The sequence below is a fragment of the Streptacidiphilus alkalitolerans genome (assembly GCF_042511045.1).
GTDB classification, from domain to species: domain Bacteria; phylum Actinomycetota; class Actinomycetes; order Streptomycetales; family Streptomycetaceae; genus Streptacidiphilus; species Streptacidiphilus alkalitolerans.
On the sequence record NZ_JBHEZX010000004.1, the window covers coordinates 300259 to 312730 of the forward strand.

Genomic DNA, 12472 nt, shown 5'->3' on the forward strand with positions numbered 1-12472 from the left:
CCCCTCGTCATCGGTACTCCGCCGCTCGGCGGTTGATCCCCAGCAGGGCACCGGCCGCGGCGACCAGCGCCAGTACTCCCGCGCCCTCGGCCAGCAGCGCGGTGTCGTCGCGTCCGTTCCCGGCCAGCGTGTGGAAGTTGGCCCGCTCGCGGTCGATCGCGCTGTTCAGCTGGGCGTCCAGCTGGCTGAAGGCCGCGCTGGTGGTGTTCGGGGTGGACCCGATGGTGGTGTCCACGGCCTTGGTGTAGTCGCCGCTGTCATTGGCGGTCTTGGCCGTGTCGTGCCGCTGCTGCCAGGTGGTGAACGCGGCGGCGGCGGCCTTGACGGTCTGCTGCGCGGCCGGGTCGGCGCCGGTCATCGAGGTGGCCTCGGCCAGGAAGCCGCTGCTGCCCGCGAGCTGCGCGCTGTCCTTGCTCCAGGCCGTCTCGTAGGCGTCGGTGGAACCGCGGGCCACCAGGTTGAGGTTCTCCGCGCCGCGGCACTGCAGCGCCTTGATCCGCGCCTCGTTCAGCACCTGCAGCGGCGCCGCGCCCCTGGTGTTGCTCGCCCTGAGGTCGGACGCGGCCAGGCTCTGCGCCGTCACCAGCCACAGCAGCGCCACCGCGGTGGCCCCGGTGGCCAGTACCAGGCCGACGTTGAGCACCCGGTTCGTCTGGCGGAACAGTCGCACCTGGGCCCAGACCAGGGCCGCCAGGGTGATCAGCCCGAGGCCGATCGCGGCCCAGGGCAGCGCCTGCGCGTCGCTGTAGTCCCGGTGCAGCCGCGCGGTCTCGGCGGTGTAGAGGGACTGCGCCTCGACCAGCATGGTGTCCTGCAGCTGCCCGGACGCGAAGCGCAGATAGGCCCCGCCGAGCGGCAGGCCCTGCCGGTCATCCGCCCGCGCGGTCTCCACCAGGCCGGTGTAGACCGGCAGTTGGGCGTTGAGCAGCTGGATCTGCTTCTGCCCGGGGTCGGACGGCGAGGTGCTCGCCGCGGCCTGGGCCAGCAGCGTGGAGGCGGTCTTGATGTCGGCGCTGTACTGCTGCTGCACCGCCCTGGTCTCATTGCCGGCCTGCAGGAAACCGGTCGCCGCGGTGGTGTCCGCGTCCGCGAGCGAGTGGAAGATCTGGGCCGCGTCGTCGCTCAGCGGCTGGCTGTGGTTCACCACGCTGGAGGCCGCGGCGGAGCTCTGCACCACCTGGGTCACCGTCAGCGCGCCGAACAGCACCGCGAGCAGTGCCAGCAGGGAGCCGGTGGTCCACAGCCGCCGCGGCGGCGTGCTGCGCGGACCCCGCCGCGCCCGCGGCGCGGGCAGCACGGCCGTCCCTCCGCCCCTGTCCCACTCCGGACGGTTGGCCTGTACCGGCGTCGCCATCAGTCGCGCCCCCTTCCCCTGCTGCGGCCTTTGGGAGCAGTATGGCCAACCCCTGTGACATCCACACGGGACTTGCGTGGATCTTGAGGTTTCGTCGCCCAGCTGTGACGATCAGCTGGTGCTGCCCGCGGTGCAGTCGGAGAGCCGGCACAGGTTGCCGTAGGCCTGCAGCGCCACCGCCTTGGCCGTGCCCACCGAGTCCGGCGACTTGACCTCGACGTGCAGCAGCTCGCTCCCGGCCAGCACCAGCAGCTCGCTCCCGGCGGCGGTGCCGATCCCGTAGCTGTCGGCGGCGCCGGGCAGGGTGAAGTCGGTGGCCCCGGCGTCGTCCTGCTCCAGGGCGGCCTCGATCTGCAGGTAGGCGGCCTTCGCCCCGGTCCGGTCCCGGTAGTCGCCGAAGGTCACCAGCACCTGGGTCCCGTTCCGCTGCTGCCAGGCCCGCTGGGCTCCGGACCGCAGCCCGAGCTGCCGCTCGGCGGCCAGTGCCTTCGGCGCTTCGGCCGCCCCGAACTCCACCGTGAGGTACTGCTTCTGGGTCAGCGCGCCGCTGGGGCCGCCGCGTCCGGCCCAGGCCTTGGCCCCGGCGGGCCGGGGCGGCAGCGCGGCGACCAGCTGCGCGGCGGTGACCGGCCCGGTGGGGAGCGCGGCGGCGGTGACCGGTGCGGCCGTGGTGGTGGTCGCGGCCGGGGTGGTGGCCGGGGTGGGAGTCGGGGTGGGAGTCGGGGTTGGCTCCTTGGCTTGGCAGCTCGCGGTCAGCAGTGCCGCTGCGAGTGCGGAGCCGGCGGCGAGGGTACGGACGGAGCGGCGCATAACGGTGGAATGTCCCCTGGCGTTCATCTGACAACTGGTAAGAACGCCTGATCATCGCGTCTTCGGGGCCGCTCGGCAACGGGTTACCAGCCGGGGCGGATCGGCCCCCGGGGGTCCAGCCGGGCCAGATCGGCGACCAGGGCGTGGAACCGGTCCTGGCCCAGCGCGTCGATCCAGGGGCGGACGGTCTCGGCAGCCGCCGCGTCGGCGGCGCGGGTGCAGGCACGGCCGCGTTCGGTGAGGACGATCAGGCGGGCCCGGGCGTCGCGGGGGTGCGGAAGCCGTTCGACGTAGCCCTTGCCGATCAGCTCCTCGACCAGCTGGCTGGCGGCCTGCTTGGTGAAGCCCAGGTACTCGGCGAGCGCGCTGACGGTGGCGCCGTTCCCGCTCATGCGGACGAAGGCGTAGCCGTGCACGGGGCGGATGTCGTCGAAGCCGCGGGCCGCGGTGCCGGCCTGGATCCCGGCGACGAGTTCGCCGTTGAGCGCGAGCAGCAGATAGGGGAGGGCGTGGATGTCGCCGCTGGTGTCCATGGTGCGCAGTCTTCCATACATGGACAAGCCACTTGACTAAAAATGGACAAGCAGCTTGACTGTCTCCAGGGAAAGACAAGCAGCTTGACCATTTTCGAAGGAGGCATCCCCATGCCCTACGTCCGCGGCCACCAGGCCGTCGTCCATGAGATCCACGGCGTCCGCTTCACCGCCCACGCCAACTCCGGCACCGGGAGCCGGCAGATCGCCGCCTGGCAGGGCGAGGTCCCGGCCGGGACGGTCGGGGTGCCGCACACCGTCAGCCATGAGGAGGTGATCCATGTGCTGTCCGGCGCGCTCCGCTTCACCATCGACGGGGAGTCCGCCGACCTGGGCGCCGGGGACACCGTGATCGTCCCGGCCGGATCCCTGTTCGGCCTGGACAACCTCGGCACCGACACGGCCACCACCTGGGTCACCACCAGCGTCGGCCTCACCGCCACCCTCCCCGACGGCAGCACCCTCACCCCGCCCTGGGCGAACTGAGCAGCAAGAGAACGAACGAAGGGCCCGGCGGGAGTGCACCCCGCCGGACCCCTTCTCGAAGGCTCGCGCCGCCCCCTCAGACAGCGCGTGCCGCACGCCGCAGCGCATAGGAGGCGCGCAGGCGCTCCTGTGCTCCGGGCGTGCTGCTCAGACCCGCCGCGGCGAGGTGGTCCAGGCCCAGCAGGGCCGCTCCCACCACCGGCGGGGTGGTCACGATGCGCGGCACCGCGTACGGGGCGTCCGCCGCGAGCCGTGCGTTGACGCCGTCCAGCAGCAGCGGCTGCCGGGAGGCGAGGACGCCGCCGCCGAGCACCACGTCGGCCGGCGAGTCCAGCAGGTCGAGCCGGCCCAGGGCGACCACCGCGAGCCGGACGATCTCCTCGGCCTGACGGTCGATCAGCGCCAGCGCGGTCGGGTCCCCGGCCTCGGCCACCGCGAACAGCACCGGCACCAGCTCGTGCAGCCGGGCGTCGGCGATCGCGCCGAGGTGCACCGCCTCCGCCACCGCGCTCGCGCTCGGCAGCCCGAAGTGCGCCGCCGCGGCCGCGGCCAGCGCGGTGTCAGGGCCGCGCCCGTCCTCGGCCCGGGAGGCCGCCCACATCACCTCGTTGGCCAGTCCGCCGCCGCCGCCCCAGTCACCGGTGATCATGCCCAGCGCCGGGAACCGCGCGGTGCGGCCGTCCGGCAGCAGGCCGACGCAGTTGATGCCGGCGCCGCAGACCACCGCCACCCCGCGCGGGGCGTCGGTGCCGGAGCGCAGCAGCGCGAAGGTGTCATTGGCGACCACGGTGGTCTTCGACCAGCCGTAGCCCGCTATCAGCTCCTGCAGCAGCTGCTCCTCGACCGGGAGGTCGGCGTTCGCCAGGCAGGCCGAGACATGGGTGGCCAGCGGGCCCTGACCGGCCGTGAGGTCGAACCCGGCCTCCGCCGCCGCGGCGAGCACCAGCGGGGCGAGCGCGGCCACCGCGGCGTCCGAGCCGATCTGGTGCGGGACGAAGCCGCCGCCCCTGGCGGTGCCGAGCACCTGGCCCTCGGCGCTGACCAGGGCCACGTCGGTCTTGCTGTTCCCGGCGTCGATGGCCAGGACGCCGAGCACCAGCTCCTGTCCGACGGCGCCGGTGCTGCCGGACCCGATCGGATTGCCGACCGAGTCCGGACCACCCTGAATGTGCGTCAACGCATTGTCGCTTTCTTTCCCCGTGGACCGTTCGCCAGTTGCCGTCACGCCCATGCCAGATGCTCGCGGTTGTGCGCGATCAGACGGTCCGTCAACTGGTCCGCGAGATCGATCTGGCCGATCAGCGGGTGCGCCAGCAGGGCCTGGAACACCCGGTCCCGGCTGCCGTGCAGGGCCGCGGTCAGCGCCAGCTGCTCGTACGCCGTGACATGGGCGATCAGCCCGGCGTACAGCGGCTCCACCGTCGGCACGGCCAGCGGCACGGCGCCGTCGCGGCCCACGGTGGCCGGGACCTCGATCACCGCGTCGTCGGCCAGGAACGGCAGGGTGCCGTCGTTGCGGACGTTGACCACCTGGACCGCGCCTGCCGGCGAACCGGTGCCGAGCAGCGAGGCGACCAGGTTGACCGCCGCCTCGGAGTAGAACGCGCCGCCGCGCTTGGCCAGCAGCTCGGGCTTCTCGTCCAGCGCCGGGTCGCCGTACATCTCCAGCAGCTGCTTCTCGATCGCGGCGACCTCGGACGCCCGCGAGCCCTTGACCTTGAGCTCGGCGACCACGTTGTCGTGCTCGTAGAAGTAGCGCAGGTAGTACGACGGCACCGTGCCCAACTGCCGCACCAGCGACAGCGGCAGCTCCAGGTCCGCGGCGATGGCGGGGCCGAAGTTCTCCAGCAGCTCCGGCAGCACGTCCCGGCCGTCCAGGCGGACCCCGCGCTCCCAGGTGAGGTGGTTCAGTCCGACGTGGTCCAGCTGGATCCGCTCCGGGGCGACCCCGAGCAGCCCGGCGAACTTCCGCTGGAAGCCGATGGCCACGTTGCACAGGCCGACGGCCTTGTGCCCGGCGGTCTGCAAGGCCCGGGTGACGATGCCGACCGGGTTGGTGAAGTCGACGATCCAGGCGTCCGGGTTGGCCCGGCGCACCCGCTCGGCGATGTCCAGCACCACCGGGACCGTGCGCAGCGCCTTGGCCAGGCCGCCGGCGCCGGTGGTCTCCTGGCCGACGCAGCCGCACTCCAGCGGCCAGGTCTCGTCCTGGCCGCGGGCGGCCTGTCCGCCGACCCGGAGCTGCAGCAGCACCGCGTCGGCGTCCTGCACCGAGGCGTCCAGGTCGGTGGAGGTGGTGATCAGGCCGGGGTGGCCCTGCTTGGCGAAGATCCGCCGGGCCAGCCCGCCGACCAGCTCGAGCCGGTCGGCGGCCGGGTCGACCAGGACCAGCTCGCCGATCGGCAGCGAGTCCCGCAGCCGGGCGAAGCCGTCGATCAGCTCCGGTGTGTAGGTGGACCCGCCGCCGACGACGACGAGCTTGAGCGGGCCGGAGCCTGAAGGTGCGGTGGTGCGGCTCATCAGCCCTTGACCCCTGTCAGTGTCACGCCTTCGATGAAGGCTTTCTGTGCGAAGAAGAAGACGATGATGACCGGTGCCATGACCAGCAGGGTGGCGGCCATCGTCATGTTCCAGTTGGTCTGGTGCGCCCCGTGGAAGGACTGCAGCCCGTAGGAGAGGGTCCAGGCCGCGGGGTTGTCGGAGGCGTAGATCTGCGGTCCGAAGTAGTCGTTCCAGCAGTTGAAGAACTGGAACAGGGCGACCGCGGAGATGGCCGGCTTGGCCATCGGCAGCACGACCTTGATCAGCGTCCGCAGCTCGCCGCAGCCGTCGACCCTGGCCGCGTCCAGGTACTCCTTGGGGATGGTCAGCAGGAACTGGCGCAGCAGGAAGATGGAGTACGCGTCGCCGAAGGCCATCGGGATGATCAGCGGCCAGAGCGTGCCGTCCAGGTGCATCTGCTTGGCCCAGAACAGGTACATCGGGATGATGATGACCTGCGGCGGCAGCATCATCATCGAGATGACCAGCAGCATGGCCAGCCGGCGGCCGGGGAAGCGGAACTTCGCCAGCGCGTAGGCGACCGGTACCGAGGAGACCACGGTGAGCACGGTGCCGAGCACGGCGTACTCGATGGTGTTCTTCCACCAGGTGCCGAAGCCGGGGACGTTGAAGACCGTCCGGTAGTTGCTCCAGACCCAGTGGTGCGGCCAGAAGTCCGTGGTCAGCGCCTGGTCGTCGGTCATCACCGAGGTCAGGAACAGGAAGACGAACGGCAGGATGAAGATCAGGGCCACGGTGATGGCGACCGAGTGCACCGCGATCCACTCCAGCCGGCGCTGCCGCTTGCTGCGGCGCAAGGCCGCGGTCGAGCTGGACTGGACGCCGCTGCGGGACCGGACGACTGTGTCGGTCATGGTGGGAACACCTCTGCTTTCGGTGGACACAGTGCTCAGTCCTCGCCCATGAGACCGGAACGGCGGCGCATGAGGAGAGTGGTGAAGGCCATCGCGACCACGAAGAGAATGATCGAGATGACGCAGGCCGAGCCGTAGTCGAAGTTCTGGAAGCCGACGTTGTAGACCAGCTGCGGCAGGGTCCAGGTGGAACCGCTCGGGTAGCCCGGCTGGAACGGCTGCCCGGAGTTGCCGACCACGCCGGAGGCGACCTGCCCCGCGACGATGGCCTGGGTGTAGAACTGCATGGTCTGGATCACCCCGGTGACCACCGCGAACATGATGATCGGGGTGATGTTGGGGAAGGTGACGTAGCGCCAGCGCTGGAATGCGGACGCGCCGTCGAGCGAGGCCGCCTCGTACTGCTCCTGCGGGACGTCCAGCAGCGAGGCCATGAAGATGACCATCAGGTCGCCGATGCCCCACAGAGTGAGCAGCACCAGCGAGGGCTTGGACCAGTTCGGGTCGGTGAACCAGCCCGGCTGCGGCAGGCCCGCCTCGCCGAGGAAGTGGTTGACCGGTCCGGTGCCCGGGTTGAACAGGAAGGCGAAGCCGATGGTCGCCGCCACCGGCGGGGCCAGGTAGGGCAGGTAGAACGCGGTGCGGAAGAAGCCCGCGCCGCTCTTCACCTTGATGATCAGCTGGCCGATGCCGAGCCCGAAGAGCGTGCGCAGCGTCACCATCACCACGACCAGCCAGGCCGTGTTGCGGGCGGCCTGCCAGAAGTCCGCGTTCTTGGTCAGGACATAGGTGTAGTTCTTCAGGCCCACCCAGACCGGCGCGTCGAAACCGGTGTAGTGGGTGAACGAGAAGTACACCGTGGCGATCAGCGGGTACGCGAAGAAGACCGCGAAGCCGATCAGCCAGGGGGAGAGGAAGCCGACCGCGGTCGACAGCTCCTTGCGGCGCTTGCGGCGCAGGGCGGGCGGAACCGGCAGGCGCACAGCGCTCTGTGGGGTTGCCATCTGAGTGTCACCACCAGGTCAGGACGAGCAGGGAGGGGCGGGGGAGGGGGCCGGTGCCCTCGCGGACACCGGCCCGTGCTGCTCCGGGACTACTGGCCGGCCTGGGCCAGGTCGTTGTCGATCGTGGTGGCGAGGCCGCTCAGACCGGACTGCAGGTTCTTCACCTTGCCGGACTCGAAGTCGTACTCGAAGTTCTGAATGGAGGTCAGGTACTTGCCGCCGTTGACGGTGGCCGGGGTGGTGTTGGTGTTGGGGTTGTTGGCGATGTCCAGGAAGGTCTGGAACTGCGCCGAGTGGTCCAGGGCCGGGTCCTTCAGCGAGTCGAAGGTGCTCGGCACGTTGGAGATCGCGTTGGCGAACTGGACCAGCATCGGGGTGTCCGTGGTCATGAACTTCAGGAACTTCCAGGCGGCGGCCTGCTTGGTGCTCTTGGCGTTCATGCCGATGATGGTGCCGGTCTGGTAGCCGCGGCCGTAGGTGCTGGCCAGCGCGTCCGGGACCGGGAACGGCGCCGTGGCGTAGTGCAGGTCGGGGGCGTCGCCCTTGATCATCGAGACCCGCCACTCACCGTCCATCGCCATCGCGACCTTGCCGGTCTCGAACGGGTTCTTGGCGCTGAACTCGTCGCCGAAGGTGTTGCGGTACTTCTCCAGCTTGGTGAAGCCGCCGAGCTGCTTCACCAGGCCCTGCTGCCAGGTCAGCATCTGGGTGAAGGCCGGGTCCTTGGCGACGTTGGACTTGCCGTCCGAGGTGAAGTAGGTCGGGCCCCACTGGCCGAGCAGGTGCTCGGACTGGGTCTCGTAGCCGTGGAAGTTCGGCATGAAGCCGAGCTGGCTGTAGCTGTCGCCGCTCACCTTGGTGAGCTTGACCGCGTCCGCGTCGAACTCGCTCAGGGTCTTCGGCGGGGAGGCGATGCCGGCGGCCTTGAACATGTCGGTGTTGTAGTAGAGGCCGAAGGCGTCGCCCAGCTGGGGCAGCGCGCACTGGTCGCCCTTGTAGTTGGTGTAGTCCAGCATCGACTTCGGGAAGGTCTTGACCGGGTCGAGGCCGTCCGCCTTCATGAACGGGGTCAGGTCCGCGAACGCGTGGCTGCTGCAGTACTGGCCCACGTTGTTGGTGGAGAAGGTGGAGACGACGTCCGGGGCGTTGGCGCCGCCGGCCCGCAGCGCCTGGTTCACCTTGTCGTCGGTGTCGTTGCCGACCGCCTTGACCTTGATGTTCGGGTTGGCCTTCTCGAACGCGGCGATGCTGGTGTTGATCGCCTTGAGCTCGTTGGGGGCGCTCCAGCCGTGCCAGAAGGTGATCGTCACCGGGGCGGCGGAGCTGCCGACGTCACCCTTGCTGCCGGTGCTGCTGCTGCTTCCGGTACAGGCCGCCGCGGTGAGCGTGAGAGCGGCGGTGCAGGCCAGTACCGCGGTGGCGCGGCCGAGGCGCACATTGCGGAATCTCTCGGAGGGAGAGGTCGTCACGGGTTTCCTCCATTGGGTGTGCTGATCCGCGGCCCGGCGCTGGCGCCGGTCCGGGACGTTCTGTGGGGGTTGTGGTGGTGGTCCTAGTGGGTGGTGAAGACGCGCTCCCTGGCGGTGCTGAGCGCCGACTGCAGTGCGCCGACGACCACGGGCGAGCCCTGGACGCTGCTGATCAGCAGCCGTGGCCTGGGTACGGCCAGTCCGGTCAGTTCCTCCTGGACCAGCGCCCGCAGCCGCTCGCCGCCGGCCTGCGGGATGTCCCCGCTGAGCAGGACCAGCTCCGGGTCGACCACGGCCACGATCGCGGCCAGGCCGGTCGCCAGCCGGTGCGCCAGCACCGCCAGCACCCGGTCGTCGCCCTGCTCGGCCGCCTCCGCGGCCCGGCCCACGGCCTCGGCCGCGGTGCGCGCGGTGATGCCGTGCTCCCTGGCCAGCGCCAGCACGGCGGGTGCGCCGGCCAGTTGCTGGAAGCCGCCGGCGTTCTCCCGGCGGACGTTCTTGACCACCGGGGCGCCGGGCAGCGGCATGTAGCCGACCTCGCCCGCGCCGCCGGTGTGGCCCCGGTGCAGTTTGCCGCCCAGCACGATGGCCGCGCCGATGCCGTCCTCGACCCAGAGCAGGACGAAGTCCGCCACGCCGACCGCCTGGCCGACCCGCTGCTCGGCGACCGCCGCCAGGTTCACGTCGTTCTCCAGCGCGACCGGGACGCCGAGGCCCTCGGCCAGCTCCTCCAGCAGCCGGGACGAATGCCATCCGGGCAGGTGGGGGGCGTAGCGCAGCTTGCCGGTGGTGGCGTCCAGGGCGCCGGGGGTGCCGATCACGATCTGCCGCAGCGCCTGCCGCTGGAGTCCGGCGGCGGACACCGCGGCGTCCACCGCCTCGCGGACCCGCTCGACCGTGCCGCTGGCCTGCCGCCCCGGGGTGGGCTGCCGGTGCTCGGCGACGACCTGGCCGGTGATGTCGGCGATGGCGACCCGGATCCGGGCCGGGTTGACGTCCAGCCCGGCGACGAACGCCGCCTCCGGGTTGATCTCGTACAGTTGTGCACCGGGGCCGGGGCGTCCGGCCGTGGTACCGACCGGGACGACCAGGCCGGCGCTCTCCAGTCGCGCGAGCAGCTGCGAGGCGGTCGGCTTGGACAGCCCGGTCAGGCCGCCGAGCTGGCTCCGGGACAGCGGTCCCTGCTCCAGCAGCAGCTCCAGCGCCGCCCGGTCGTTGATGGCGCGCAGGAGGCTGGGTGTGCCTGGCTGCCCGGGATTGCCGTTGCCTGCGGCGGTCATCTGCCTCAACACTCCTCACGCCGAACTCATGGATGCGGGGGACAGTCTGGCAGCCCCGCACCTGAACTAATAGGAAACTTTCCTAACGGTGTGGAGGAACGTAAGGCCGCCGCCAAGACCCTGTCAATGCCCTGATCGCCCCAGCCCCCCTCGGAAACCGAAGCGTTACTTAGCTGCACGCAAAAGCGCCCCGCCGAAGCGGGGCGCTGCGCGATGGGGGCGAAGAACGACTACTCGTGCCCCGGCTGCCGCGAGGCGGATTCGGGCGGAGCCGTCGGCAGGACGATCGCGGTGGCCGCGCGCGACTGCGCCGACGTCGGGTCGGCGAGTGCGGAGGGGGCCGCGATCTCCCCGGTGGACGAGGAGTCGCCGCGCGCGGCGGGGACGTCCGCGACCTTGCCGATCCGGATCCCGCCCGCGTCCAGCGCGGTCTTGATCCGCTGCCGCAGCTCCCGGGCCACCGGCACCGCCTTGCCCGGCATGGTCTTCGCGGCGACCTGCACCACCACGGTCTCCGCGCCCAGCGTGTCCACGCCGAGCACCTTCACCGGCTCCCAGAGCTGCTCGCTCCAGGGCTCCTCCTTGGCCATGTCCTCGGCCGCGCGCAGGATCAGCTCCTGCACCCTGGCCAGGTCCTCGTGGTACCCGAGCGGCACCTCCACCGTCGCGGTGGCCCAGCCCTGGCTCATATTGGCGATCCGCTTCACCTCGCCGTTGCGGATGTACCAGATCTCGCCGCCCGCGCCGCGCAGCTTGGTCACCCGCAGCCCGACCTCCAGCACCTTGCCCGAGGCCACCCCGGTGTCGATCTCGTCGCCGACCCCGTACTGGTCCTCCAGGATCATGAACACCCCGGACAGGAAGTCCGTCACCAGGTTGCGGGCGCCGAAGCCGATCGCCACCCCGGCCACCCCGGCGCTGGCCAGCAGCGGCGCCAGGTCGATGCCGAGCACGGACAGCGCGGTCAGCGCGGCGGTGCCGAGCACCAGGAAGGAGGCGACGCTGCGCAGCACCGACCCCATCGCCTGGGACCGCTGCTTGCGCCGTTCGGCGTTCTCGATCAGTCCTGATATCAGGGCCGGCTGGTTGTGCTGGTGGCCCTGGGCCATTCGGGCCACCATTTTGCTGATCATCGTCCGGATCACGGCCCGGAGCACCAGGGCGATCACCAGGATGAGGGCGATCTGCACCGTCCCTGTCACCCATGATTCCCAGTGACTGCTGAGGTAGCCGGCGGCCTGACCTGCGCTCTTGGTCGCGTCGCCGAGCGACGGGGCGGGGGAGGGCGTCGTGGTAGCCATGCCGTCAGCCTATCGGGGGCGGGCAGGTGTCCCTGACGGGAAGTGCAATCGGCCAAGATCGTGGGCATGAACTGTGTGGCAGGACACACGGGTCCTGTTCTCCGGGATTGGTGGCGCCGCGGGGAGGCATACGGCGACACTGGTGGAGATCGCAAGCGATTCATGTGTGACCGGCACGAAGTCCAGTCCGGACTGCGTGCCCGTCCCGGCGCGAGCCACGCGCCGTCGGCGTCAAGGGAGGCCTTCGTGCCCTATGTCCTGGTCCTCAACGCGTCGTACGAGCCACTGGGCGTCGTATCGATGCGCCGCGCCCTCGTTCTGGTCCTCGACAAGAAGGCTGTCAGCCTTGAGGACTCCGGGGTTTACATGCACAGTGCCACCAGCGCCCTCGCGGCGCCCTCCGTCGTCCGTCTGACCCGCTTCGTGCGGGTCCCTTTTCGTGGTCCCGTTCCGCTGACCCGCCGCGCCCTGTTCGCTCGCGACGGGGGACGGTGCGTGTACTGCGGTGGCGTCGCAACCAGCGTCGACCACGTGGTGCCGCGCAGCCGCGGCGGCCAGCACCGCTGGGACAACGTGGTGGCGGCCTGCCGCCGCTGCAACCACGTCAAGGCCGACCGCCATCTCGCCGACCTCGGCTGGCGGATGAAGCGGCCACCCGCCCCGCCCAGCGGCCTCGCCTGGCGGATCATCGGCACCGGCCACCGGGACCCCCGCTGGCGCCCCTACCTGGAGCCCTACGGCTCCCGTGAGGAGGTCTCCCACGTCGCCCCCGACGTCCCTCCACGGGAGGCCACCGCAGAGCCCCTGTCCGCCTGATCC

12 protein-coding genes are annotated in these 12472 nt (G+C 70.9%); 2 read left to right on the plus strand and 10 right to left on the minus strand.

The features are described 5' to 3' along the window. Positions 1 to 7: 7 nt before the first annotated feature. From ACEZDG_RS10815 to ACEZDG_RS10825, 3 genes are all read right to left on the minus strand, one after another. Positions 8 to 1354, minus strand: coding sequence for a hypothetical protein (locus ACEZDG_RS10815; protein ID WP_380506151.1), 1347 nt, complete (start codon positions 1352 to 1354; stop codon positions 8 to 10). A 111-nt stretch (positions 1355 to 1465) separates the two neighbouring features. Further along, positions 1466 to 2164 (minus strand): hypothetical protein, encoded by a 699-nt coding sequence (locus tag ACEZDG_RS10820; RefSeq protein ID WP_380506154.1) that lies wholly within the window; start codon positions 2162 to 2164, stop codon positions 1466 to 1468. Between the two features lie 83 nt (positions 2165 to 2247). Next, entirely contained in the window at positions 2248 to 2697 is a 450-nt protein-coding gene (locus tag ACEZDG_RS10825; protein WP_380506157.1) for a MarR family winged helix-turn-helix transcriptional regulator, read from the minus strand. A gap of 111 nt (positions 2698 to 2808) precedes the next feature. Here ACEZDG_RS10825 and ACEZDG_RS10830 point away from each other — a divergent pair, with 111 nt between their 5' ends. After that, on the plus strand, positions 2809 to 3183 hold the full coding sequence (locus tag ACEZDG_RS10830; RefSeq protein ID WP_380506160.1) for a cupin domain-containing protein: 375 nt from the start codon (positions 2809 to 2811) through the stop codon (positions 3181 to 3183). Positions 3184 to 3259: 76 nt separating this feature from the next. On the opposite strand, the gene ACEZDG_RS10835 is transcribed toward ACEZDG_RS10830, so the two are convergent. The 7 genes from ACEZDG_RS10835 to ACEZDG_RS10865 form a co-directional block, all read right to left on the minus strand. Continuing rightward, positions 3260 to 4318 (minus strand): N-acetylglucosamine kinase, encoded by a 1059-nt coding sequence (locus ACEZDG_RS10835; protein ID WP_380506915.1) that lies wholly within the window; start codon positions 4316 to 4318, stop codon positions 3260 to 3262. An 86-nt stretch (positions 4319 to 4404) separates the two neighbouring features. Continuing rightward, the gene (locus ACEZDG_RS10840; protein ID WP_380506163.1) at positions 4405 to 5703 is read right to left on the minus strand and encodes a 6-phospho-beta-glucosidase; all 1299 of its coding nucleotides are present in this window, start codon (positions 5701 to 5703) and stop codon (positions 4405 to 4407) included. Beyond that, positions 5703 to 6599: a carbohydrate ABC transporter permease gene (locus tag ACEZDG_RS10845; RefSeq protein WP_380506166.1), complete on the minus strand. Its 897-nt coding sequence runs from the start codon at positions 6597 to 6599 to the stop codon at positions 5703 to 5705. The genes ACEZDG_RS10840 and ACEZDG_RS10845 overlap by 1 nt, the downstream gene beginning before the upstream one ends. Positions 6600 to 6634: 35 nt before the next feature. After that, a complete protein-coding gene (locus ACEZDG_RS10850; protein WP_380506169.1) occupies positions 6635 to 7603 on the minus strand; it encodes a carbohydrate ABC transporter permease in 969 nt (322 codons plus the stop codon). A gap of 89 nt (positions 7604 to 7692) precedes the next feature. After that, entirely contained in the window at positions 7693 to 9072 is a 1380-nt protein-coding gene (locus tag ACEZDG_RS10855) for an ABC transporter substrate-binding protein (protein WP_380506176.1), read from the minus strand. A gap of 83 nt (positions 9073 to 9155) precedes the next feature. Then, the gene (locus tag ACEZDG_RS10860) at positions 9156 to 10352 is read right to left on the minus strand and encodes an ROK family transcriptional regulator (RefSeq protein ID WP_380506178.1); all 1197 of its coding nucleotides are present in this window, start codon (positions 10350 to 10352) and stop codon (positions 9156 to 9158) included. Positions 10353 to 10582: 230 nt separating this feature from the next. Then, positions 10583 to 11653: a mechanosensitive ion channel family protein gene (locus ACEZDG_RS10865; RefSeq protein ID WP_380506181.1), complete on the minus strand. Its 1071-nt coding sequence runs from the start codon at positions 11651 to 11653 to the stop codon at positions 10583 to 10585. Between the two features lie 246 nt (positions 11654 to 11899). Between ACEZDG_RS10865 and ACEZDG_RS10870 the strand changes: the two genes are divergently transcribed. Next, a complete protein-coding gene (locus ACEZDG_RS10870; protein WP_380506184.1) occupies positions 11900 to 12469 on the plus strand; it encodes an HNH endonuclease in 570 nt (189 codons plus the stop codon). Positions 12470 to 12472 lie beyond the last annotated feature (3 nt).

Bases quoted from the DNA above. Each gene is read 5' to 3' on its own strand.
- ACEZDG_RS10815 (WP_380506151.1), bottom strand. From the start codon at position 1,354: ATGGCGACGCCGGTACAGGCCAACCGTCCGGAGTGGGACAGGGGCGGA.
- ACEZDG_RS10820 (WP_380506154.1), bottom strand. From the start codon at position 2,164: ATGCGCCGCTCCGTCCGTACCCTCGCCGCCGGCTCCGCACTCGCAGCG.
- ACEZDG_RS10825 (WP_380506157.1), bottom strand. From the start codon at position 2,697: ATGGACACCAGCGGCGACATCCACGCCCTCCCCTATCTGCTGCTCGCG.
- ACEZDG_RS10830 (WP_380506160.1), top strand. From the start codon at position 2,809: ATGCCCTACGTCCGCGGCCACCAGGCCGTCGTCCATGAGATCCACGGC.
- ACEZDG_RS10840 (WP_380506163.1), bottom strand. From the start codon at position 5,703: ATGAGCCGCACCACCGCACCTTCAGGCTCCGGCCCGCTCAAGCTCGTC.
- ACEZDG_RS10845 (WP_380506166.1), bottom strand. From the start codon at position 6,599: ATGACCGACACAGTCGTCCGGTCCCGCAGCGGCGTCCAGTCCAGCTCG.
- ACEZDG_RS10850 (WP_380506169.1), bottom strand. From the start codon at position 7,603: ATGGCAACCCCACAGAGCGCTGTGCGCCTGCCGGTTCCGCCCGCCCTG.
- ACEZDG_RS10860 (WP_380506178.1), bottom strand. From the start codon at position 10,352: ATGACCGCCGCAGGCAACGGCAATCCCGGGCAGCCAGGCACACCCAGC.
- ACEZDG_RS10865 (WP_380506181.1), bottom strand. From the start codon at position 11,653: ATGGCTACCACGACGCCCTCCCCCGCCCCGTCGCTCGGCGACGCGACC.